Annotated in this window: 23 protein-coding genes; 3 read left to right on the plus strand and 20 right to left on the minus strand. The window is 76.6% G+C overall.

The features are described from left to right. The gene (locus AC1WTP_RS16940) at positions 1-1,314 is read right to left on the minus strand and encodes a low temperature requirement protein A (RefSeq protein WP_481650221.1); all 1,314 of its coding nucleotides are present in this window, start codon (positions 1,312-1,314) and stop codon (positions 1-3) included. A 210-nt stretch (positions 1,315-1,524) separates the two neighbouring features. Next, complete coding sequence (yczR, locus tag AC1WTP_RS16945) at positions 1,525-2,979, minus strand: MocR-like transcription factor YczR (RefSeq protein WP_481650222.1); 1,455 nt, start codon at positions 2,977-2,979, stop codon at positions 1,525-1,527. 57 nt (positions 2,980-3,036) lie between these two features. On the opposite strand from yczR, the gene yczE reads away from it, so the two are divergent. Together yczE and AC1WTP_RS16955 are read left to right on the plus strand one after the other, a co-directional pair. After that, positions 3,037-3,690, plus strand: a complete 654-nt coding sequence (yczE, locus tag AC1WTP_RS16950) for a membrane protein YczE (RefSeq protein ID WP_481650223.1) — start codon at positions 3,037-3,039, stop codon at positions 3,688-3,690. 82 nt (positions 3,691-3,772) lie between these two features. Beyond that, a complete protein-coding gene (locus AC1WTP_RS16955) occupies positions 3,773-4,234 on the plus strand; it encodes a hypothetical protein (RefSeq protein WP_481650224.1) in 462 nt (153 codons plus the stop codon). A gap of 23 nt (positions 4,235-4,257) precedes the next feature. Here the strand turns inward: AC1WTP_RS16955 and hisF are convergent, their stop codons facing one another. The 16 genes from hisF to hisD all read right to left on the minus strand — a co-directional run bounded on the left by hisF (position 4,258) and on the right by hisD (position 17,870). After that, a complete protein-coding gene (hisF, locus tag AC1WTP_RS16960; protein ID WP_481650225.1) occupies positions 4,258-5,025 on the minus strand; it encodes an imidazole glycerol phosphate synthase subunit HisF in 768 nt (255 codons plus the stop codon). A gap of 73 nt (positions 5,026-5,098) precedes the next feature. After that, positions 5,099-6,103, minus strand: coding sequence for an NADP-dependent oxidoreductase (locus AC1WTP_RS16965; RefSeq protein ID WP_481650226.1), 1,005 nt, complete (start codon positions 6,101-6,103; stop codon positions 5,099-5,101). After that, positions 6,100-6,525 carry an organic hydroperoxide resistance protein gene (locus AC1WTP_RS16970; RefSeq protein WP_481650227.1) on the minus strand — a complete coding sequence of 142 codons (426 nt, stop codon included), beginning with the start codon at positions 6,523-6,525 and terminating at the stop codon, positions 6,100-6,102. The genes AC1WTP_RS16965 and AC1WTP_RS16970 overlap by 4 nt, the downstream gene beginning before the upstream one ends. 6 nt (positions 6,526-6,531) lie before the next feature. Continuing rightward, the gene (locus tag AC1WTP_RS16975; protein ID WP_481650228.1) at positions 6,532-6,978 is read right to left on the minus strand and encodes a MarR family winged helix-turn-helix transcriptional regulator; all 447 of its coding nucleotides are present in this window, start codon (positions 6,976-6,978) and stop codon (positions 6,532-6,534) included. A gap of 47 nt (positions 6,979-7,025) precedes the next feature. Then, positions 7,026-8,627 (minus strand): hypothetical protein, encoded by a 1,602-nt coding sequence (locus AC1WTP_RS16980; protein WP_481650229.1) that lies wholly within the window; start codon positions 8,625-8,627, stop codon positions 7,026-7,028. Positions 8,628-8,643: 16 nt separating this feature from the next. Then, positions 8,644-9,180 carry a DUF3558 family protein gene (locus AC1WTP_RS16985; RefSeq protein WP_481650230.1) on the minus strand — a complete coding sequence of 179 codons (537 nt, stop codon included), beginning with the start codon at positions 9,178-9,180 and terminating at the stop codon, positions 8,644-8,646. Positions 9,181-9,241: 61 nt separating this feature from the next. Then, positions 9,242-9,520 carry a hypothetical protein gene (locus AC1WTP_RS16990; RefSeq protein ID WP_481650231.1) on the minus strand — a complete coding sequence of 93 codons (279 nt, stop codon included), beginning with the start codon at positions 9,518-9,520 and terminating at the stop codon, positions 9,242-9,244. 46 nt (positions 9,521-9,566) lie between these two features. After that, on the minus strand, positions 9,567-12,323 hold the full coding sequence (locus AC1WTP_RS16995; RefSeq protein WP_481650232.1) for an AAA family ATPase: 2,757 nt from the start codon (positions 12,321-12,323) through the stop codon (positions 9,567-9,569). Positions 12,324-12,397: 74 nt separating this feature from the next. Continuing rightward, positions 12,398-12,817 (minus strand): RidA family protein, encoded by a 420-nt coding sequence (locus tag AC1WTP_RS17000; protein ID WP_481650233.1) that lies wholly within the window; start codon positions 12,815-12,817, stop codon positions 12,398-12,400. After that, positions 12,814-13,539 (minus strand): bifunctional 1-(5-phosphoribosyl)-5-((5-phosphoribosylamino)methylideneamino)imidazole-4-carboxamide isomerase/phosphoribosylanthranilate isomerase PriA, encoded by a 726-nt coding sequence (priA, locus tag AC1WTP_RS17005; protein ID WP_481650234.1) that lies wholly within the window; start codon positions 13,537-13,539, stop codon positions 12,814-12,816. The genes AC1WTP_RS17000 and priA overlap by 4 nt, the downstream gene beginning before the upstream one ends. Before the next feature lie 16 nt (positions 13,540-13,555). Next, positions 13,556-13,879: a hypothetical protein gene (locus AC1WTP_RS17010; protein WP_481650235.1), complete on the minus strand. Its 324-nt coding sequence runs from the start codon at positions 13,877-13,879 to the stop codon at positions 13,556-13,558. Positions 13,880-13,951: 72 nt separating this feature from the next. Beyond that, positions 13,952-14,584 carry an imidazole glycerol phosphate synthase subunit HisH gene (gene hisH, locus AC1WTP_RS17015; protein WP_481650236.1) on the minus strand — a complete coding sequence of 211 codons (633 nt, stop codon included), beginning with the start codon at positions 14,582-14,584 and terminating at the stop codon, positions 13,952-13,954. Between the two features lie 76 nt (positions 14,585-14,660). Next, positions 14,661-14,834 carry a hypothetical protein gene (locus AC1WTP_RS17020; protein ID WP_447136196.1) on the minus strand — a complete coding sequence of 58 codons (174 nt, stop codon included), beginning with the start codon at positions 14,832-14,834 and terminating at the stop codon, positions 14,661-14,663. Next, a complete protein-coding gene (hisB, locus tag AC1WTP_RS17025) occupies positions 14,834-15,445 on the minus strand; it encodes an imidazoleglycerol-phosphate dehydratase HisB (protein WP_481650237.1) in 612 nt (203 codons plus the stop codon). The genes AC1WTP_RS17020 and hisB overlap by 1 nt, the downstream gene beginning before the upstream one ends. A 35-nt stretch (positions 15,446-15,480) precedes the next feature. Beyond that, entirely contained in the window at positions 15,481-16,551 is a 1,071-nt protein-coding gene (locus tag AC1WTP_RS17030; protein ID WP_481650238.1) for a histidinol-phosphate transaminase, read from the minus strand. Continuing rightward, positions 16,548-17,870, minus strand: a complete 1,323-nt coding sequence (gene hisD, locus AC1WTP_RS17035; RefSeq protein ID WP_481650239.1) for a histidinol dehydrogenase — start codon at positions 17,868-17,870, stop codon at positions 16,548-16,550. Before hisD ends, AC1WTP_RS17030 begins: the two co-directional genes overlap by 4 nt. Positions 17,871-17,977: 107 nt before the next feature. On the opposite strand from hisD, the gene AC1WTP_RS17040 reads away from it, so the two are divergent. Further along, entirely contained in the window at positions 17,978-18,682 is a 705-nt protein-coding gene (locus tag AC1WTP_RS17040; protein WP_481650240.1) for an LON peptidase substrate-binding domain-containing protein, read from the plus strand. Here AC1WTP_RS17040 and AC1WTP_RS17045 read toward each other — a convergent pair. Continuing rightward, the gene (locus AC1WTP_RS17045; RefSeq protein WP_481650241.1) at positions 18,597-19,538 is read right to left on the minus strand and encodes a DUF2567 domain-containing protein; all 942 of its coding nucleotides are present in this window, start codon (positions 19,536-19,538) and stop codon (positions 18,597-18,599) included. The genes AC1WTP_RS17040 and AC1WTP_RS17045 overlap by 86 nt on opposite strands. A 56-nt stretch (positions 19,539-19,594) precedes the next feature. Continuing rightward, positions 19,595-21,043, minus strand: coding sequence for a MinD/ParA family ATP-binding protein (locus AC1WTP_RS17050; protein WP_481650242.1), 1,449 nt, complete (start codon positions 21,041-21,043; stop codon positions 19,595-19,597). Positions 21,044-21,073: the final 30 nt, after the last annotated feature.

Below are 21,073 nucleotides of genomic sequence, written 5' to 3' on the forward strand. Positions count from 1 at the left end.
TCACAGGTGGTGGCCCCGCCACCTGGTCTGCTCCACCTCCGCGGCGAGCTGTTCCTCCAGCGCCACCCGGCGGACCTGCCGCCGGCGCGGCGCGTCGACGACCGTCTGCACGCCCACGATCGCCACCGTGGCCCCGGCGAGCACGGCCAGCGCGACCAGCTCGGGCAGCCGCCCGGCCACCGGCACCAGCGCGAGGAGCACCAGCACCCCGCCGACGGTCGGCCAGCGCGCGGCGCCCAGCATCCGGCCGCCGAGCACGATCAACGCGAGCAGGTAGAGCGCTGTCCCGCCGTGGAGTACCAGCAGGTCGAAGCCGGGCAGGGTGACCCCCCAGGTCGGGGTCGTGGGGGCGGCCCCCTCGTGGATCAGTCCCTTGAGCCCGAGCGCGAAGAGGATGACGCCCGCGATGACCGGCAGGTGCAGGTAGGTGTAGGCGTCCCGGGCCAGCACGGCGCGGGCGGCCCGGTCCCGGGTGCGGTGCAGAGCCTGCTCCATGGCGAACGCGAGGGTGTCGAAGTACGCCCACCACAGGGCCGCGACCACCGCGATGCCGAGCACCGCCCCGGTGATCGCCGGCCAGTTCAGCGGCAGCCCGGCGGTGCCGCCGGGCCCGAACCCGAGCGCGATGATGGACTCGCCGAGCGCGACCAGGACGATCTGGGCGTGCCGTTCCGCCCAGTGCCCGGCGGAGAGCACGGTCCAGCCGGTGCCGCGCAGCGCGAGCCCGGTGCCGTACTCGACGGCGAGGGCGGCGAGCCAGCACGCCAGCCGGGCGGCCGACTCGGCCGCGCCGTCGAAGAGCCGCTGCGGCACCAGCGCGGCGGTGACGATGAGCGACGTGGCCAGCAGCACCGGCAGGGCGAGCAGCAGCCAACGCCGGCTCAGGTCACGGTTGCGGCGACCGACCCACAGGAAGATCGAGACCTGGCTGGCCCGGACCAGGAAGTAGCAGGTGGCGAAGACCAGCGGCCCGGACAGCCCGCCGGGGCGGTCGACGAACGCCTTCGGCAGGGCCAGCGCCAGCACGAAGGCGGCGGCCATGGTGGCGAAGCCGACCAGCGGCACGATCCCCTGGTCGGTGCGGACCACGTTGCCCAGCGCCGCGAACCCGGTCCAGCACCACCAGAGCAGGGCGAGCACCACCAGGCACTTGACCAGGCCGCGGCCGGTCTGGTTGCCGGCGGTGACCGTGGTGACGTTCAGGAAGGCGAAGACGAAGACCAGGTCGTAGAAGAGCTCCAGCCGGGTCGCCCGGGAGCCCGGCGCGCTCCGCTGGACCCCGCGCGCCCACCGACCCCCGTCCGCGCGTCCCACCAGGGCAGTCTGGCAGCCGGTACCCGCTGGCAGGGCCGATCCGGGCGGACCGCACGAGGCTCCGCGATCCGGGCGCCGGCCGTCCCGGGGCCCGCCGTGGTCCCGGCACGGGTTCCGGCCGTCCCGGGGCCGCCGTGGTCCCGGCACGGGTTCCGGCCGGCGCGGGGCGGGCGGGCGCCTCGGCACGATGCCCCGGCCGGCGCCGGCGGGTCAGGCGATGACGGCCGGCTCCCGCCAGCGGGGCCGGCCACCACGGTCCAGGTCGTAGCGGACCGCCGCGATCCGGCCGACCGCCTCCACCAGGTCGGCGGCCGGCAGCGTGAACGGCAGCCGCAGGAAGCGTTCCAGCGTCCCGTCCAGCCCGAACCGGGGTCCGGGGGCCAGCCGCACGCCGACCTCCTCGGCGGCCCGGGCGAGCGCGCTGGAGATCGGCCCGTCCAGTTCGGCCCAGAGGGTGACGCCGCCGCGCGGCACGGTGACCCGCCAGTCCGGCAGCCGCTGCGCCAGCGCGCCGAGCAACGCGTCCCGCTGGGCGGCGAGCTGGGCCCGCCGGGCCGCGACGATGGCCGGCGCGTCGGCCAGCAGGTGCACCGCGACCAGCTGGTCCAGCACCGGGCTGGCCATGTCCACCCCGACCCGGGTCGCGGCCAGCCGCTGCACCTGCGGCGCGGACGCGCGGACCCAGCCGATCCGCAGGCCGCCCCAGAAGGGCTTGCTCATCCCGCCGATGGTGACCACCCGCGAGTGCCGGTCGAACACGGCGGTCGGCGGCGGCACGGTCGTGCCGTCCAGCGGCAGGTCCACGAAGGACTCGTCGACGACCAGGTCGGTGCCGACCGCGTGCGCCGTGGCGACCAGCCGCTCGCGCAGGTCGGCGGGCATCAGGTGGCCGGTGGGGTTCTGGAAGTCCGGGATCAGGTAGGCCAGCTTCGGCCGGGTCTGCCGCAGGCTGCCGAGCAGCAGGTCGGCGTCCCAGCCGGCCTCGGCGCCCAGCCCGTGGGTGGTGATCCGGGCCCGCCGCGCCGCGAGCGCGGCCAGCGCGTTCGGGTAGCTCGGCGACTCGACCAGCACGCCGGCGCCGGGCGCGAGCGCCAGCCGGAGCACCAGGTCCAGGGCGTGCTGGGTGCCGTTGGTGACCATGATCTGGTCGGCCGAGGTGGGCAGCCCCCGCTCGGTGTACGCCTGCGCCACCGCCTCGCGCAGCTCGACGATCCCGGTCGGGTGGTAGCCGGCGCCGCCCAGGTAGCGGGGCAGGTCCTCGGCGGCGGCCCGGGCGGCCGGCACCAGCTCGGCCGGGGCGGCCAGCGCGGCCACACCCAGGTCGATCATGTCGTGGTCGTCCTGCGGGGTCCACAGACCGGTGCTGGCCACCCGGTGGGTGCGGGGCAGCATGGTCCAGCTGCCGGCGCCGCGCCGGCTGGCCAGGTGGCCGCTCTCGCGCAGCTCCCGGTAGGCGGCGCTGACCGTGGTGCGGCTGATCCGCAGCGCCTGGGCCAGTTCCCGTTCGGCCGGCAGGCGGACGCCCAGCGGCAGCCGGCCGTCGGCGAGCAGGCCGCGCACCGCGCCGGCCAGGGCGGCGTAGTCGGGGCTGCGCCGGCGGCCCGGGAGGGCATGCCACTGGCCGAGCAGCCGGGCCAATTGGACTCCCCGCACCTGGCTTGTCATGCCACTCCTCCGATATTGGCTCTTCAGCGCTCCGGATTGGCCCCTAGGGTGGCATGCATGGCAACGGTTGGCAATCTGCGGTACCGCCCCCTCCGGCGGCTGACCCAGCTCTACGCGGGCCTCGCCCTCTACGGGATCAGCATGGCCCTCATGATCCGGTCGGGGCTGGGCCTGAACCCGTGGGACGTCTTCCACCAGGGGCTCGCCCGCGGCACCGGGTTGTCCTTCGGCACCGTGACCATCGCGGTCGGCGCGCTCGTCCTGCTGCTCTGGATCCCGTTGCGGCAGCGCCCCGGCATCGGCACGGTGAGCAACGTGGTGGTCATCGGCCTGGTGGTGGACGCCACGCTGGCGGTGCTGCCGGCCGGCGGGCCGCTCGCCGTCCGGATCGGTCTGCTGGTCACCGGCATCGTGGCCAACGGCGCCGCCACCGGCCTCTACATCGGCGCCCGGCTCGGCCCCGGCCCGCGCGACGGGCTGATGACCGGCCTGGTCGCCCGCCGGCCCGGCTGGTCGATCCGGGTGGTCCGCACCGCCATCGAGGTGGCCGTGCTGGCGGTGGGCTGGCTGCTCGGCGGCACCGTCGGCGTCGGCACGGTGGCGTACGCGCTCGCCATCGGGCCGCTGACCCAGCTGTTCCTGCCCCGGTTCACCGTCGCCGAGCCGCCGCTGCCCACCCCGGGCCGGGCCGCGCCGGTGCCGGCCGGCTGAGCGGCGTACACACGTCGTCGCCCAGGGTGCGGGGGCGGGCCGGGTGTTCCCTTTTGGCCGTGCTGCCCGGCAGAATCTGCGCATGGGGGAGAGCGGATGGCGCTGGAGCGACGCCTGGATCTTCGTCTCGTTGGTGATCGCCAGCGGTGCCGGACGGCACCGCCGGTCCCCGGCCAGCCGCCGGCCCGAGGGGGTGCGGCTGGCCGACGTGCTCTCCACCGCCGACCACCTCAACCAGGCGATCCCGGAGCGGCACGAGGTGGAGGAGGCGGTCCGCCGGCTGGTCGGCGCCGGCCTGGTCGACGTCGCCGACGGCTGGTTCCGGATCACCCCCGACGGTGAGCGGCTGTGGCGCACCCGCCCGAGCGCCGGGCTGGCCACCACGGTCGACACGGTGCAGGGCGTGCTGAGCCGCCGGCAGCCGCCGGTCCACGCGGAGTGGCGGCTCGACGAGGCCGACCACGCCGCCGCGGTGCAGGAGTATCTGGTGCGCTCGATCCCGGCGCCCCGCCGCTCGCCCGAGAACCGGGCCCACCGGGACTGACCCTCGGGCCGACCGACGCCGGCTCAGCGGACGGGGTGGCCCGCCCCGCGCAGCGCGTCCTTGACCTCGGCCACGGTGAGCTCACCGAAGTGGAAGACGCTCGCGGCGAGCACCGCGTCGGCGCCGGCGCCGACCGCCGGCGGGAAGTGCGCCACCTCGCCGGCGCCGCCGCTGGCCACCACCGGGACGTCCACCACCCGGCGCACCGCCCCGATCAGCTCCAGGTCGAACCCGGCCTTGGTGCCGTCGGCGTCCATCGAGTTGAGCAGGATCTCGCCGGCGCCCAGCTCGGCGCCCCGGCGGGCCCACTCGACCGCGTCCAGCCCGGTGCCCCGCCGGCCGCCGTGGGTGGTGACCTCGAAGCCGCTGGGCGTGGTGCCGGCCGGCGCGCGCCGCACGTCCAGGGAGAGCACCAGCACCTGCCGGCCGAACCGGTCGGCGATCTCGGCGATCAGCTCCGGGCGGGCGATCGCCGCGGTGTTCACCCCGACCTTGTCGGCGCCGGCCCGCAGCAGCGTGTCGACGTCGGCGACCTGCCGGATGCCGCCGCCGACGGTCAGCGGGATGAAGACCGACTCGGCGGTGCGCCGGACCACGTCGAGCATGGTGCCGCGGTCGCTGGAGGAGGCGGTGACGTCGAGGAAGGTCAGCTCGTCCGCGCCGGCCCGGTCGTACGCCGCGGCCAGCTCGACCGGGTCGCCGGCGTCGCGCAGGTCGAGGAAGTTGACCCCCTTGACCACCCGCCCGGCGTCCACGTCCAGACACGGGATCACCCGTACCGCCACCGTCATGCGGCGAGCCTATCCCGTCGGCGGGCCGCGGCGGCCGACCCGGACGGGCCGGCCGCCGCCGACGAGGCCCGGGTCACACCCGGACGAGCATCTTGCCGAGGTTCTCGCCGCGCAGCAGGCCGAGGAACGCCTCGGGGGCGTTCTCGATCCCGTCGACGACCGTCTCGTCGTAGCGGACGCTACCGTCGCGCAGCCAGCCGGACATCTCCCGGACGAACTGCCCGCGCAGCGCGCCGTGGTCGCCGACCAGGAAGCCGCGCAGGGTCAGCCGCTTGCCGATGACCAGCGCCAGGTTGCGCGGCGCGGCCGGCGGCTCGGTGTCGTTGTACTGCGCGATCATGCCGCAGATCGCGGCCCGGCCGTGCGGGCGCATGGCGGAGATGGCCGCCTCCAGGTGGTCGCCGCCGACGTTGTCGAAGTAGACGTCGATGCCCTCGGGCGCGGCCTCCTTCAGCGACCGGCGGACCGGCCCGTCGTGGTAGTCGAACGCCGCGTCGAAGCCGAGCGCGGTCAGCCGCTGCACCTTGGCCGCCGAGCCGGCGCTGCCGACCACCCGGGACGCCCCCTTGAGCTTGGCGATCTGCCCGACCAGGCTCCCCACCGCGCCGGCCGCGGCGGAGACGAAGACCGTCTCGCCCGGCCGCATCGCGGCCACCTCGAGCAGCCCGGCGTACGCGGTCAGCCCGGTCATCCCGAGCACGTGCAGGTACGTGGTCACCGGCGCCAGGTCGGGGTCGACGGTACGCGCGGAGCCCGCGTCGACCAGCGCGTACTCCCGCCAGCCGAGGCCGTGCAGCACCCAGTCGCCGGGCGCGAAGCCCTCCGCCTCGGCGGCCACCACCTCGCCGACCGCGCCACCGTCCAGCGGCGCGTCGAGCCGGAACGGCGGCAGGTACGACTTCACGTCGTTCATCCGCCCGCGCATGTACGGGTCGACCGACAGGTACCGGTTGCGCACCAGGAGCTGGCCCGGCCCGGGCTTCGGCACCTCCGTCTCGACCAGCCGGAAGTTCTCCGCGGTCGGCCAGCCCTCGGGGCGGGACGCCAGGTGGATCTCCCGGTTCGCCGGCCCGCTCACGCCGCCGCCCGTACGGTGAGCGCGACGTCGATGTTGCCCCGGGTGGCGTTGGAGTACGGGCAGACCTGGTGCGCCTGGGCCACCAGTTGCTCGGCGGCGGCCCGCTCGACGGCGGGCAGGTCGACCAGGAGCGTGACGGTCAGCCCGAAGCCGCCGGCGCCGTTCGGGCCGATGCCCACCTCCGCCTCGACGACCGAGCCGGTCACGTCCGCCTTGGCCCGGCGGCCGACCACCCGCAGCGCGGAGTGGAAGCAGGCCGCGTAGCCGGCGGCGAAGAGCTGCTCGGGGTTGGCGGCCCCGCCGGCCCCACCCATCTCCTTCGGCACCGCGAGGTCGAGCGCCAGCGTGCCGTCGGGGGTCTGGACGTGGCCGTCGCGGCCGTCACCGGTGGCCCGGGCGGACGCGGTGTAGAGCACCTGCATGAGGGGTCACTGCTCCTTCTGTCGGTGGATGGTCTCGGTGACCCGGGTGAGGGTGTCCCGGATGGCGACCAGCTCCGCCGCGGTGAGCCCGGTGGCCCGGGCCACCCGCAGCGGCACGTCCGCCATCCGCTCGCGCAGCGCCCGACCCTCGGCGGTCAGGCCCACCTCGACCCGCCGCTCGTCGCGCGCCGAGCGCCGCCGGACCACCAGGCCCGCCCCCTCCAGCCGCTTGAGCAGCGGAGAGAGCGTGCCGGAATCCAACCGCAGGCGCGCACCGAGCTCGGAGACCGTGGGCGCGGAGTCGTCGTGCTCCCAGAGCACCAGCAGCACCAGGTACTGCGGGTAGGTCAGCCCGAACCGGTCGAGGATCGGGCGGTAGACGTCGGTCAGCGCGCGCGACGCCGCGTAGAGCGCGAAGCACACCTGCCGGCCCAGCACCAGATCATCGGTCACCAGAAAACGGTAGCGCACAATTGGGTTGTGCACAATCTATCGGCGGGTCACACCACGCAGAGCGGCACGTCCGGCGGGACGGTCTCGGACCGCTTCACCACCACGCTCTCGTCGCCGAGTTCGCCCCGCTGCCGGATCGGCTTGGTCTTGAAGACCTTGAGGAAGAAGTTGACCACGTCGGCCACCACCTTCGGGATCGAGTAGCTGATTCCGTAGCGCATGGTGACGCTGAGCCCGGCACCCCGGCAGACGATCAGGCCGGCCCCCGAGCCGAGGCTCGCCCCGACCGTGGCGCGCAGGCCGGCGTAGACCCCGGCGGTGAACCCGAGCGCCCCGATCCCCACGGTGAACTTCACGTCGTACGCGACGAGCAGCCCGCTCGCTCCGATCGAGACGCCGGTGATCGAGTTGGTCAGACTGTTGCGGACGGCGAAGCCGCTCGGCATGACCGGGCCCCAGTACGGGCGGTGGTACCCGTAGCCGAGAGCGCCGGTCAGCGCGTACTCGCCGGCGGCGTCCAGCCTGCCGTCCTTGGCGCTGAACGCCGTCCGCACCTCCAGCAACTGGTCCACCGTGGCCGAGAAGGGCACCCCGAGCAGCGTCCCGATCGGGACGCTGAACTGCGTCGGCACCACGACCGACCGGGCCAGGTTACGGACGTTGCCGACCGCGGTCGCCGCCTTGACCGCCACCCGGAGGCCGGCGCCGCCGGTGATGCTGAACTCCGCCCGGGTGACCGCGCCGCCGGAGATGGCGAGATCGAACGTGGCCGTCGGCCGGTCCATCAGCAGGGTCACCGAACCGGTCATCCGGATCTCGCCGTCGTCGTGCTCGAACCGGGCGGTGACCCCGTCGGAGCAGCACTCCGTCGTCAACCGGAGAGCACCCGCCTGCGCCGACTGCTGGTTGGCGACCCGGGCCGGTGGCGCCGGCGGGCGGGGCGCGGGCACCGGCGCACGGACCGGAGACCGGCGCGACCGGCCGACCGGCGCCCCGCCGGCCGCTGCGGCCCGGACCTGCCCACCGCCGACCTCGCCCGGCCCGCCACCACCGACGCCGCCGGCCGGCTCGCCACCGGTGCTTCCGCTCGGCCCGCCGGCGTTGTCCGCGCCCGGCGTGCCGCCGCCGGTGCCCCCGGTCGGCGGGGCGTCGGGCGGCAGGTCGGCGGCGACCCAGGCCGGCGTGCCGGCGGAGTAGGCGATCGGCCGGTCCAGCGGCACCGGGGCGTCGGTGCGGAAGGTGCCGTCCCGGATGACCTCGGTCAGCTCGACCGGACCGATGGTCACCGCCAGGTCGCCGCCGTCCCGGCGGACGTCCACCACCCGGCCGACCGCCCGGGAGGTCAGGAACATGACCTTGCCCGGGGCCAGCTCGTCGGCCCGGTCGGCGCCGGGGTCGATCCGCCAGGTCAGCCCGTCGTCCGTCACCGACCGCACCGCGGCGCCGCCGCCGCCGACCAGGACCACGTCCGGCTGGTACGTGACGTCGGGGTGCGGCCGTGGCGCGAGCCCGAACCGGATGGCGTCCGCGTGGTACGGGTCCATCCGCTCGCCGCCCGGCGGCGGGTCGCCCTGGCAGGCGCCGGTCGCCACCAGCACGGCCAGCGCCGTCACCACGGCGAGCCAGCGGGTGGAACGGTTCGTCCTCATCGCCGCCGCGCCCCGCTCAGAGTCGTCCGGCCACGGTACGCGCCACCTTCTCCAGCGGGGCGCGGTTCTCCGCCGGGTCGTTGAGCCGGACCAGGCGCACCGACACCCAGACCCCCGAGCCGTTCACGAAGACCGCCTCGTGGCTGGCGTACGCCTCGTCACCGACCCCGGCCAGCGGCCGCAACTCGTGGCCGAGGTCGCGCTCGATGTCCAGGAACTTCTTCGCCCCGTCGCCGACGAAGACCTCGACCTGGGCGGTCGGCCCGCTGACCGGCCCGTTGTAGGTGCAGGTCTCCCGCACCGGCCGGGCGTCCTCCAGCGGCGTGCCGGCGAGCTGTTCGGCCTCCCGCCTGGATACCAGCGCGCACGGGTCCGGCGTCGACGCCGCCGGCGTCGGGGACGGCTCGGCGGCCGCGGTCGCGGTGGCCACCACCTCCGGCGGCGGCGCGCCGCCGGCCGTCGGCGGCGTCTCTTCCGTGCCGCCGCAGCCGGCCAGCCCGAGCAGCCCGGCCAGCAGCAGCGCGGACGGCCGGTGACGACGAATCTGCTTCACCTCGACGTCCCTCCTTCGTGGATCGATGCCCGGAGCTTGCCGGCACGGGCCGGCGGAACGGTCATGACGGGTCTGCTCCGGCCCGGGGCGCCGCGCCCTCCGGCGTGGCGATCCACTCGGCCGGCCCGATCCGATCCACCCGCCAACCGGCGGCGGCGGCCACCGCCGCCACCGTCTCCGCGTCGGGCCCCTCGACCAGTGCCAGCACCACGTCGTCGGCGGGGATCCGCACCGCGCCCCGCAGCCGGGTGGTGCCGGTGGTCAACCCGCCGACGGGCTCGCCGGCACCCTCCCCCGGACCCCGGTCGTAGCGTTCGAGCACGAACAGTCGAGCGGCCATGCGTCGACGCTAGGTCGGCGCGGCGCCGAGGTAATCGGGTGTTTCCCTATCCTTCGACGTCGGCGCGGGCCATCACCGCGCCCAGCTCCGCCCGGCTGGCGACGCCGAGCTTCCGGTAGACCCGGGCCAGGTTCGCCTCGACGGTCTTCGGGCTGATGAACAGCGTGTCGGCGATGACCCGGTTGGTGCGGCCGGCGGCGGCCAGCCGGGCCACCTCCAGCTCGGTGCCGGTCAGCTGACGGGGTGCCGGCGGGCGGCCACCGGTACGGTCCGCCTCGGCCCGGGCCCGGGCCGCCAGGGCTTCCGCGCCGAGCGCGTCGAACTCGGCGGCGGCGGCGGTCAACGCGTCCCGCGCCTCGCGCCGACGCCGCAGGCGCCGGTACGCGACCCCGGCCACCAGCAGGCAGCGGGCCCGGTCCAGGGGCAGTACGTCGGCCGGCACCGCGGCCCGGGCGGCGGCCAGTTCGGCCAGCGCGTCCGACGGGTCGCGGCCCAGCGCGCCGGCGAGCAGCACCCGGCCGCGGGCCAGCCCCAGCGTGGTCCACGGTCGCGGCAGCCGCCGGTGCCGGACGGCCAGCCGGTCCAGCACCGCCTCGGCGGTGGCCAGGTCACCGGCGCCGACGCAGGCCTCCAGCCAGTCCGGTTCGAACCGCTGGGCGATCGGCTCGACCAGGCCCAGCTCGTCGACGGTCACCGCCAGCTCGCCGTAGTGCCCGGCGGCCACCGGCATCCGCCCCGCGCTGAGCGCGACGAACCCGGCGAGCTGGGCGTAGATCCGCCGCCGCCAGCGGTCGTCCAGCTCGGCGGCCCGGCGCAGCCCCTCCGCGGCGATCCGGTCCGCCTCCGGCAGCCGCCCCCGGTGGGCCAGCAGCAGCCCGTCCAGCCAGTGCTCGCCGGCCGAGTCGGTGCCGTACTGCTCACCCAGCTCGCGGGCGGCGGCGATGTGCGTGGCGGCGTCCGCCCACCGGCCGGCGAGCAGTTCGGTCTCGCCCAGGTGGCAGAGCAGGTCGTGCTGGGACGGCTCGTCGCCCCGGGCGACCGCCCGGTCCAGCATCCGGTGCAGCCGGTCGCGGGCCCGGCCGTGCTCGTCCACCGACCGCCACCAGATCGCCGGCACCGTGCCGGCCAGCCAGGACGGCTCCTCCCCCTCCAGCTCCAGGCCCCGCGCCAGCAGTTCGGCCCGCGCCGGCCGCCCGGCCCGCACCTCGCTGAAGAAGAGCAGCAACAGGGCGGCGGCGTGCACCGGCCGGTGGTCCGGGCTGCCGGCCAGCAGGGCGACCGCCGCCTCCGCGTGCCGCCGGGCCGTCTCCGGGGCGTCCCGGAACAGGCTGAGGTGGGCGTGGATCCGGCCGGCCAGCGTCGAGCCGGCCGGTGCGGACGCCAGGGCCGCCTCGGCCGCCGTCCAGGCCGCCTCCGCCGGCTCGTCGGAACTCCAGGCGACGACCGCGCGCAACAGCAGTGCCTCCGCGCGTGCCGGCCCGGTCAGCTCCTCGGCCGCCCGGTCGGCGGCCGCTCGCGCGGCGGAGTAGTCGCCGCAGTCGTTGCGGCACTCCACGGCGGCCAGCCGCCACCTCGCGTGCTCGTCGGTGGCGCCGGGCGACGCGAGCCGGGCCGCGCTGTCGTACAGGCCGGCGGCCGTCTCCGGCGCGCCCCGGCCGCGCTGCCGGGCGGCGGCCGCGGCGACCTCCGCCGCCGCCGCCGGATCCGGCCCGGTGACGCAGCGGGCCAGCTGCCGGGCCCGCTCGTCGGGGTCGAGCGCGGTGTCGGCGAGCAGTCGGTGCAGCCGGCCGCGCACCCCGGGCGGCACGTCACCGCGGACCGCCGCGGCGTACACCGGGTGGGCGAACCCGACGACCTCGCCGCGCACCACGACCAGGCCGGCCTCCTCGGCCGCGTCGAAGGCGGCCGGCGACACCCCGGCGCGGGCCAGCCCGGCCAGCGTGGGGACTCCCGAAAGGGCGGCCAGGCGCACCGCGTGCCGGGTGTCCGGCGGCAGCGCGGCCACCCGGTCGGCGACCAGCTGCCGCAGCGACGGCGCGGCCGGCAGGTCGGCGCCCGGGGCCGGCAGTTGCGGCAGGCGGAGCACCGCCCGGGCCAACTCGATGGCGAGCAGCGGGTTGCCGCCGGCCTCCGCGGCGATGCGCACCAGCAACGGCCGCGGCAGCGCCGTCCCGGTCTCGGTGCGCAGCACGTGGTGCAGCGCCCCCACGCCGAGCGGGCCGAGCGCGATCCGGTCCAGCCGGGCGCCGGTGGCGCCGTGGTCGAGCCCGAGCGGGACCGGGTCCGTGCCGGCCCGTTCACTGCGCGCGGTGACCAGCACGGCGATCCGCGGCACCAGCCGGCGCACCGCGAACCGGAGCGCGCGCTCGCTCGGCGGATCGAGCCAGGGGGCGTCGTCGACGGCCACCAGCAGCCGGGGCACCGCCTGGTCGGCGGCGGCCAGGTCCAGCAACGACCGGATGGCCACGCCCACGGTCCGCTCGTCGATCGGCTGCCCCGGCTCGTCGCCGGTGAGCAGCACCCCGGCCAGCGCGGCGCGCTGCGGCGCCGGCAGCTCGGGCACCCGGGCCGTCACCGGGGCCAGCAGGTCGGCCAGCGCCGCGAACGGCAGCGCGGCCTCCGCCTCGGTCGGCGCGCAGGCCAGCACCAGCCAGCCGGCCCGCTCCGCCGCGGCCAGCAGCGCCCGGTGCACGACCGTCTTGCCGATCCCGGCCGGCCCCTCCACCAGCACCGGGCGGCCCTCGTCCAGGGACCGCCGGGCGCGGTCGACCACCATGTCCCGACCGACAGCCGCCCCGCTCACCGGGTCAGTCTTCCACCGACCGGCGGCGCCGGTCGAGCACCGGACGGCGGGACACGCCGCGCCGTCCGGCCGGCTCAGCGGTCGCCGAGGTAGGCCTCCAGCTCCACCTCGACCAGGTGCTCCGGGTCCAGCAGGCCGGCCACCACCACCATGGTCGCGGCCGGGCGGACCGCCCCGAAGACGGCGTTGTGCGCCCGGCCGACCTCGTCGGCGTACGCCCGGTCGGTGACGTACATCCGCGTCCGCACCACGTCGGCCGGCTGCGCCCCCACCTCGGCGAGCGCGTCCAGCGCGATCCGCAGCGCCTGCGCGGTCTGCGCGGCGGCGTCCCCGACGTGGGTCACCACCCCGTCCACGGTGGACGTGCAGCCGGCCGTCCAGGCGAGGTCGCCGGCGCGGACCACCCGGGAGTAGCCGTAGGTGGCCTCCCACGGGCCGCCGGAGCCGAGCCGGGTGACCGTCGCGCCGCTGCCCCCGACGATGGGCCCGGTCACGCCGCCGCCAGCGTTTCCAGCGCCTCGGCGACCGTGAAGGCCCCCGCGTAGAGCGCCTTGCCGGCGATGACGCCCTCCACGCCCAACGGCTCCAGGGTGGCCAGCGCCCGCAGGTCGTCCAGGGTGGAGACGCCGCCGGAGGCGATCACCGGGGCGTCGGTGCGGGCGCAGACCTCGCGCAGCAGGTCCAGGTTCGGCCCGCGCATGGTGCCGTCCTTGGTGATGTCGGTGACCACGTACCGGGCCGCGCCGGCCTTGTCCAGCCGCTCCAGCACCTCGTACAGGTCACCGCCGTCGCGGGTCCAGCCCCGGGCGGAGAGGGTACGGCCGCGCACGTCCAGCCCGATCGCCACCCGGTCGCCGAACTCGCCGACCACCCGGTCGCACCAGGTCGGGTCCTCCAGCGCGGCGGTGCCGATGTTCACCCGGGCGGCGCCGGTGCCCAGCGCGGCGGCGAGCGACTCGTCGTCCCGGATGCCACCGGAGAGTTCCACCTTCACGTCCAACTGCCGCACCACCTCGGCGAGCAGGTGGGCGTTGGAGCCGCGGCCGAACGCGGCGTCCAGGTCGACCAGGTGGATCCACTCGGCGCCGTCCCGCTGCCAGGCCAGCGCGGCCTCCAGCGGGTCGCCGTAGCTGGTCTCGCTGCCGGCGGCGCCCTGCACGAGCCGGACGGCCCGGCCGTCGGCGACGTCCACGGCGGGCAACAGGGTCAGGCTCAAGGTTCTTCTCCTCGACTCAGGTACGACGGTCCAGGGCGATCACCACGATCGCCGGCAGTACGAGCAGCAGCAGCACGACCAGCGCGAGACGCAGCGCCAGGTCGTCCACGAGCGACCAGATCAGCATGATCGACGCCAGGGTGAGCAGCACGATCGCGGCGCGTTCGCCGCGGCTGTGCCGGGGCAGCCGGCCGGTACGCCCGCGCCGCCAGGTGGGCGTCATCCGCCGCAGCAGCGCCCGCCGCCGGGCCCGCCGGGCCGACCGCCGCTGCCGGACGGCCCGCTCGCGGGCCTGCTCGGCCTCCCGCTCCGCCCGCCGGCGGGCGCGCTCCTTGCTCACCGGGCACCCCGCCGGCGCACCCCGCCGGCCGGTCGCGCGGGACCTCGCCGGCGGGATCGGCGGCGGACCCGCTCAGCCACGGGTGCCCAGCGTGCCGAGCCAGTTGCGCAGCAGCGTGGCCCCGGTGTCGGCGGACTTCTCCGGGTGGAACTGGGCGGCCGACAGCGCGCCCCGCTCCACCGCCGCGACGAAGTCCACCCCGTGGTGCGCGGTGGTCACCGTGGCGCCCGCCGCGGCCAGCCCGCCCGGCTCGCCGACCGCGTACGAGTGGACGAAGTAGAACCGGCTGTCGGCGGGCAGCCCGGCGAAGAGCACCGAGCCGGCCGGCGCCCGGACGGTGTTCCAGCCCATGTGCGGCAGCCGGGCGGCGGGCAGCTTGGTCACCCCGCCGGGGAGCAGGCCGAGCCCCTTGGTGACCACGCCGTGCTCGTCGCCGTGCTCGAAGAGCACCTGCATGCCGACGCAGATGCCCAGCACCGGACGGCCGGCGGCGACCCGCTCGGCGATCACCGGCCCGGCGCCGAGCGCCTCGATCCCGGCCATGCACGCGGCGAACGCGCCCACCCCCGGCACCACCAGACCGTCCGCCTCGGCGGCGGCGGTCAGGTCGTCGGTCACCGTCACCCCGGCGCCGGCGGCGGCCAGCGCCCGCTCCGCCGAGCGCAGGTTGCCCGACCCGTAGTCGAGCACCACGACGTTGCTCATGCCGGCACTCCGCTTCGCTCCGTGCCGCCCTGAGGCACCACAGCGCTGCACCGATGATTCGCTCGCTGACGCTCGCTCATGAACCCTCCCCCGGCAGCAGCCAGAGCACTCCACCCACGGTGGCCAGCACGGCGAGCAGGGCGGTGATCAGCAGCGCGGCCCGCGGCGCGCCCTGCCGGTACAGCGAGAAGACCCCACCCACCAGCACGCCGGCGAGGACCAGGAGCAGGATCGGCAGCGCCGCGCCCATCAGAGCGCCCCCTTCGTGCTGGGGATCGCGCCGGCCGCGCGCGGGTCGATCGCGGTGGCCTCGCGCAGCGCCCGGGAGACCGCCTTGAACTGGGCCTCGACCACGTGGTGGGCGTCCGGGTGACCACCCGGCCGGGCCGCCCGCAGCACGTCCACGTGCAGGGTGATCCGGGCCGCCTGGCCGAAGGACTCCCAGATGTGCCGGGTCATGCTGGTCGGGTAGACCGGCCCGATGTACGGCGCCAGCGCCGGCTCGTCGTGCACCACGTACGGCCGGCCGGACAGGTCCACCGCCGCCCGGACCAGCACCTCGTCCATCGGGACGGTGGCCGAGCCGTACCGCCGGATGCCGGCCTTGTCGCCCAGCGCCTGGTCGAACGCGGCGCCCAGGGCGAGCGCGGTGTCCTCCATGGTGTGGTGCGCGTCGATCTCCAGGTCGCCCACCGTGCGGACGGTCAGGTCGAAGCCGCCGTGCCGGGCGATCTGGTGCAGCATGTGGTCGTAGAAGCCGACGCCGGTGCTGATCTCGGCCCGGCCCGCGCCGTCGAGGTCGACCTCGACGAGGACCTTCGTCTCCTTGGTGATCCGCTCCACCCGGGCGGTCCGGCTCATTGCTCGCCTCTCGGTCGCGGGGCTTGCGCGCCCATCTACAGCTTCTCCATGGCGGTGAGGAAGGCGTCCGTCTCGGCGGGGGTGCCGGCGGTGACCCGCAGCCAGCCGGGCAGCCCGACGTCGCGGACCAGCACGCCCTGCGCCAGCAGGGCCCGCCAGGCCGCCGTCTGGTCGCCGCCGACGTGGAAGAGCACGAAGTTGGCGTCGCTGTCGGCGACCCGCAGGCCCCGGCCGCGCAGCTCGGCGACGATCCGGTCGCGCTGCGCCTTGATCGCGGCGACCGTGCCGAGCAGGGCGTCCCGGTGGGCCAGCGCCGCGCGGGCGGCGGCCTGGGTGAGCGCCGAGAGGTGGTACGGCAGCCGGACCAGTTGCGCCGCCGCCACCACCGCCGGGTCGGCGGCGAGGTAGCCCAGCCGGCCGCCGGCGAAGCCGAACGCCTTGCTCATCGTCCGGGTCACCACCAGGCGCGGGTGACCGGGCAGCACGGCGAGCGCGCTCACCGTGCCGGGGCGGGCGAACTCGGCGTACGCCTCGTCGACCACCACCATGCCGGGGGCCGCGTCGAGCACGGCGGTGACCACCGCCGGGTCGAGGGCGGTGCCGGTGGGGTTGTTCGGCGAGCAGAGGAAGACCACGTCCGGGGCGTGCTCGCGGACCTGGGCCACCGCCTCGTCGGCGGTCAGGCCGAAGTCGACCCCGCGGCGGGCCGGCACCCACCGGGTGCCGGTGCCCAGCGCCAGCAGCGGGTGCATCGAGTACGCCGGGGTGAAGCCGAGCGCGCTGCGCCCCGGGCCGCCGAACGCCTGGAGCAGCTGCTGCTGGATCTCGTTGGAGCCGTTGGCCGCCCAGACCTGCTCGACGGTGAGCCCGTGGCCGAGGTAGCCGGCCAGGTCGGCGCGGAGGGCCACCGCGTCCCGGTCCGGATAGCGGTTGAGGTCGCGCAGCTCGGCCGCGAGCGCCTTGCCGATCGCCTCCACCACCGGCTCGGGCACCGGGTAGGAGTTCTCGTTGGTGTTCAGCCGCACCGGCACGTCCAGCTGCGGCGCCCCGTACGGGCTCAGCCCGCGCAGGTCGTCGCGGATCGGCAGGTCGTCCAGCGTGGTCACGAGCCGACCCCCGGGAAGCGGGCGCGCACCGCCTGGCCGTGCGCGGGCAGGTCCTCCACGTTGGCCAGGGTGACCACGTGCGGGGCCACCTCGCGCAGCGCCTGCTCGGAGTATTCGACCAGGTGGACGCCGCGCAGGAAGGACTGCACGGACAGCCCCGAGGAGTGCCGCGCGCAGCCGCCGGTGGGCAGCACGTGGTTGGAGCCGGCGCAGTAGTCGCCGAGCGACACCGGCGACCAGGCGCCGACGAAGATCGCGCCGGCGTTGCGCACCCGCAGCGCCCACTCGCGGGCGTCCCGGGTCTGGATCTCCAGGTGCTCGGCCGCGTACGCGTCGACCACCCGCAGCCCGGCGTCGAGGTCGTCGACCAGCACCACGCCGCTCTGCTCGCCGGTGAGCGCGGTGCCGACCCGCTCGGCGTGCTTGGTCGCCGGCACCTGCCGGGCCAGCTCCCGCTCGACCGCCTCGACCAGCTCGACCGACGGGGTGACCAGCACGCTCGCCGCGAGCGGGTCGTGCTCGGCCTGGCTGATCAGGTCGGCCGCGACGTGCGCCGGGTCGGCGGTGTCGTCGGCCAGGATCGCGATCTCGGTCGGGCCGGCCTCGGCGTCGATGCCGACCACCCCGCGCAGCAGCCGCTTGGCGGCGGTGACCCAGATGTTGCCCGGCCCGGTGATCATGTCGACCGGTTCGCAGTGCGCGCCGCCCTCGGCGTCCACGGCGGCGCCGTACGCCAGCATCGCCACCGCCTGGGCGCCGCCCACCGCGTAGACCTCGTCGACGCCGAGCAGCGCGCAGGCGGCGAGCACCCGCGGGTCGGGCAGGCCGCCGTTGTCCTGCTGCGGCGGGCTGGCCACCACCAGCGAGCGGACCCCGGCCGCCTGCGCCGGCACCACGTTCATCACCACGGTCGACGGGTACATCGCCAGGCCGCCGGGGACGTAGAGGCCGACCCGGTCGACCGGCACCCAGCGCTCGGTCACCGTGCCGCCCGGCACGACCTGGGTGGTGTGGTCGGTGCGGCGCTGGTCGGCGTGCACCTTCCGGGCCCGCGTGATCGACTCCAGCAGCGCGGCGCGGACCTCCGGGTCGAGGGTGCCCTCCGCCGCGGCGATCGCCTCGGCGGGCACCCGCAGCCGGTCGGGGGCGACCCCGTCGAACCGCTCGCTCGCCTCCCGGATCGCCGGGTACCCATGCTCCCGGACCGCCTCCACGACGGGGCGGATCCGCTCGACGGCCACCGACACGTCGAGCTGGGCACGGGGCAGCAGGCGGCGCGGGTCGCGCACGCCGCCGCGCAGGTCGATCCGATTCAACACCCTTGCGAGTCTAGGCGGCCGGCCGCCGGGGCGACCGGCACCGCCCGTACGCCGGGACGGTGAGCCGGGACACGCCGCCGGGGCGGGGCCGGGCTAGGCTCGACGGCGTGACTGCGCGGCTGCCGGTGTTTCCGCTCGGGACGGTGCTCTTTCCCGGTCTGGTGCTGCCGTTGCACATCTTCGAGGAGCGCTACCGGGCGCTGGTGCGGCACCTGGTCGGGCTGCCCGACGGGGCCCCGCGCGAGTTCGGCGTGGTGGCCATCCGGAAGGGCTGGGAGGTCGCCCCGACCGGGCCGGACGGCCGGCCCACGCCGGGCGGCGGCGAGATCACGCTGCACGAGGTCGGCTGCACCGCAGAGCTGCGCCAGGTCACCGAGCTGGCCGACGGCGGCTTCGACATCGTCACCGTCGGTCGGCGCCGGTTCCGCATCGCCGACGTCGACGCCCGTTCCGCGCCCTACCTGACCGCCGAGGTGGAGTGGCTGCCCGAGCCGGGCGGGCCGGACGAGACCGCCGAGCTGCTCGCCGCCCGGGTGATCGCGGTCTTCCGGCAGTACCTGGGCCTGGTCCGCCCCGACCCGGACGAGATCTCCGAGCAGCTGCCGGAGGACCCGACCGTGCTGTCGCACCTGGTGGCCGCGACGGCCGCGCTGACCGTGGCCGACCGGCAACGGCTGCTCGCCATCGACGACACCGCGGCCCGGCTCCGCGCCGAGCTGCGGCTGCTCAATCGCGAGGCGGCCCTGCTGCGCCAGGTGCGGGCGGTTCCGGTGCCGCTGGCGGAGCTGGCCGCGCCACCGGCACCGAACTGAGCCCGGCCCCGCCGAGCTCCGGCTCCGGGCGCAGCGACGGCCACCGCGACCAGCCGGCCAGCAGGGTGTACGTCACGGCGGCACCGAACGCGGGCAGCAGCAGGTTGCCGTGCGGGACGACGAACCACTCCAGTCCGCCTGCCCGCAGGTCGGCCGGCTTGGTGAAGACCTGCCCGTCCGGGGCGGTCGCCAGCAGCCGCTCGAACGTCGCCAGCCCGATCCGGCGCCCGACCTGCCAGGCGACCAGCGCCGCGCCCAGGGCGCCGAGCGTCGCGGCGAGCAGCCCGACCGGCCCGCGGACCCGGCGCAGCACGAACCAGAGCGCGACCGCGGCGAGCACCCCGAAGCCGAGCCCGAGCAGGCTGAACCAGCCGTCGGCGGCGATCGGCTGCTCGGGCTGCGGCTGGGCGTAGACGGCGCCGCCGGGTGCCTTGACCACCGGGGTGTCCGGGGCGAACGCCGCCCAGAGCAGCCCGAGCGGCGCCCCGAGCAGGGTCAGCGCTCCGACGGCGAGCGCACCGAGCCGCAGCGCCCGCCGGCGGGGCAGGTCCGGCTCGCCCGGCTGCCCGGCACCGGGCCACCCCTGCGGTTCGGCGTCCCACGCCACTTCCGCCTCGCCGGAGTCCACGTACCGCGGCCGGTCAGCACCGGCGGGAGCCGGCTGGAGCGACCCGTCCGCCGCCTCGTGCTCCGGGTGGCGGGGCCCGTCCGCGCCGGCCGGGGCCGGGGCCGCGGGCCGGTCGGCGGCGGCGTGGTCCGGGGCGGGCGGCGGCGCGGCGGCGTCGGCCGGTGTGGTCGGGGCCGGCTCGTCGTGGCGGGTGCCGGGCCGGTCGTGGTCGGGGGTGTCCGGGCTCACCCGGTGATCCTCTCAGGCCGCGCGGCGCGGCGGGTCGCCGGTGGCGACAGACCCGCTCACCGGGCGAACGGCTCCAGCATCACCCCGGCCGCCCGCAGCCACGCCTGCCGGGTCTGCGGCTGGAGCTGGTGGTACTCGATCGAGGAGCCGGTCTCCAGCGCCGGGTCGTACGGGACCACGGCGACCGCGCGGGTGCGGCTGGCGAAGTGCTTCTCCAGGTCGTCCTGCAACGGCGAGCGGCCCGGCGTCGGGCAGGAGATCAGCGTCACCGCGTTCTCCGCCAGCTCCCCCATGCCCACCTCGTGCAGCAGGTCGAGCATCCAGTCGGCGCTGAACGCGGCGTCCTCGCGGGGCACGGTGGTGACCACCAGCTGGTCGGCCGCCTGCATCACGGTGCGCCAGTTGGGGCTCTCCACGTTGTTGCCGGTGTCCACGCAGACCACCTCGTGGGTACGCCGGAGCAGCTCCAGCACCCGCCGGACGGTGAACTGGTCGAGCCGCTGGGCGAACCGGGGGCTCTCCTCGCCGGCCAGCACGTCGTACGAGCCGTCGGAGGCGTGCCGCAGGTAGTCGTCGAGGGTCTCCAGCAGGTCGGTGCCCTCGCGGATCTCGATCTGGGCGAGGTCGGTGACCAGGTGCCGGATCGTCCGGGCGTGCCGGGCGCTGCCGGCGCGCAGCCCGAGCGTGCCGCGCAGTTCGTTGTCGTCCCAGGCCAGCACGCCCCGCCCGCGTACGCTGCCGACGGTCGCCGCGGCGAGCACGGTGGCGGTGGTCTTGTGCACGCCGCCCTTGGGGTTGGCGAAGGCGAGCACCCGCGGGGTGCCCAGGTCGCGGCGGAGCACCGCGGTGGCCCGCTCCAGCTCCGGGTCGGCGGCCGGCGGGCGCCACTCGACCCGCGCCGAGGGGTAGCCCCGGTCGGCGACCGCCGGCGGCGGCGCGACCGCGGGCGGCGGAAGGAGCGCCGGCGGCGCGGGGGGCGGGGGCGGCGGCGCGACGGGATAGCCGGTCTCCGGGCGGTAGCCGTTCTCCAGCAGGGCGTAGCGCGACTCGGCCGGCGGCGGCTCGGGCTGGTAGCCGCTCTCCAGCAACGCGTACCGCGACTCGGGCGGCTCCGGTCGGCGCTGCTCCGGCAGCCGGTACCCCGGCTCGCCCGGGTATCCCGGCTCGGGCCGGTAGGCCGGCTCCGCCCGGTACGCCGGGTCCACCCGGTAGGTCGCCTCCGCCCGGTAGCCGGGATCCGCGCCGTACGACCGCTCGCCCGGCTGGTTGACGGCCGGCGCCCGCCCGGCGTAGCCGTTGCGGGCCGAACGCCGGGGCAGCGCCTCCGGCGGGGACGGCGGCTCGGGCGGGGCCAGCGGCCCGGGCGGTGGCAGCGGCTCCTCGAGCCGGCGGTCGGGCTCGGGCTGCTCGGCGCCCCGGCCGGCATGGCGGGCGCGGTCGAGCAGCGCGCGCCACCGGGGCGCTGGTTCGGCCGGCCGACCCCAGCCGGTCTCGCTGCCGTCCAAGGCTCGTCCTCCCCAGCACCGTGAACTCCG

This window comes from Micromonospora sp. R311, assembly GCF_056780015.1.

Excerpts from the sequence above, each read along its gene's own strand:
- hisH (WP_481650236.1), bottom strand. The coding sequence starts at position 14,584 with ATGAGCAACGTCGTGGTGCTCGACTACGGGTCGGGCAACCTGCGCTCG.
- yczE (WP_481650223.1), top strand. The coding sequence starts at position 3,037 with ATGGCAACGGTTGGCAATCTGCGGTACCGCCCCCTCCGGCGGCTGACC.
- AC1WTP_RS16980 (WP_481650229.1), bottom strand. The coding sequence starts at position 8,627 with ATGAGGACGAACCGTTCCACCCGCTGGCTCGCCGTGGTGACGGCGCTG.
- AC1WTP_RS16970 (WP_481650227.1), bottom strand. The coding sequence starts at position 6,525 with ATGCAGGTGCTCTACACCGCGTCCGCCCGGGCCACCGGTGACGGCCGC.
- yczR (WP_481650222.1), bottom strand. The coding sequence starts at position 2,979 with ATGACAAGCCAGGTGCGGGGAGTCCAATTGGCCCGGCTGCTCGGCCAG.
- AC1WTP_RS16955 (WP_481650224.1), top strand. The coding sequence starts at position 3,773 with ATGGGGGAGAGCGGATGGCGCTGGAGCGACGCCTGGATCTTCGTCTCG.
- hisB (WP_481650237.1), bottom strand. The coding sequence starts at position 15,445 with ATGAGCCGGACCGCCCGGGTGGAGCGGATCACCAAGGAGACGAAGGTC.
- AC1WTP_RS17020 (WP_447136196.1), bottom strand. The coding sequence starts at position 14,834 with ATGGGCGCGGCGCTGCCGATCCTGCTCCTGGTCCTCGCCGGCGTGCTG.
- hisF (WP_481650225.1), bottom strand. The coding sequence starts at position 5,025 with ATGACGGTGGCGGTACGGGTGATCCCGTGTCTGGACGTGGACGCCGGG.
- AC1WTP_RS16990 (WP_481650231.1), bottom strand. The coding sequence starts at position 9,520 with ATGGCCGCTCGACTGTTCGTGCTCGAACGCTACGACCGGGGTCCGGGG.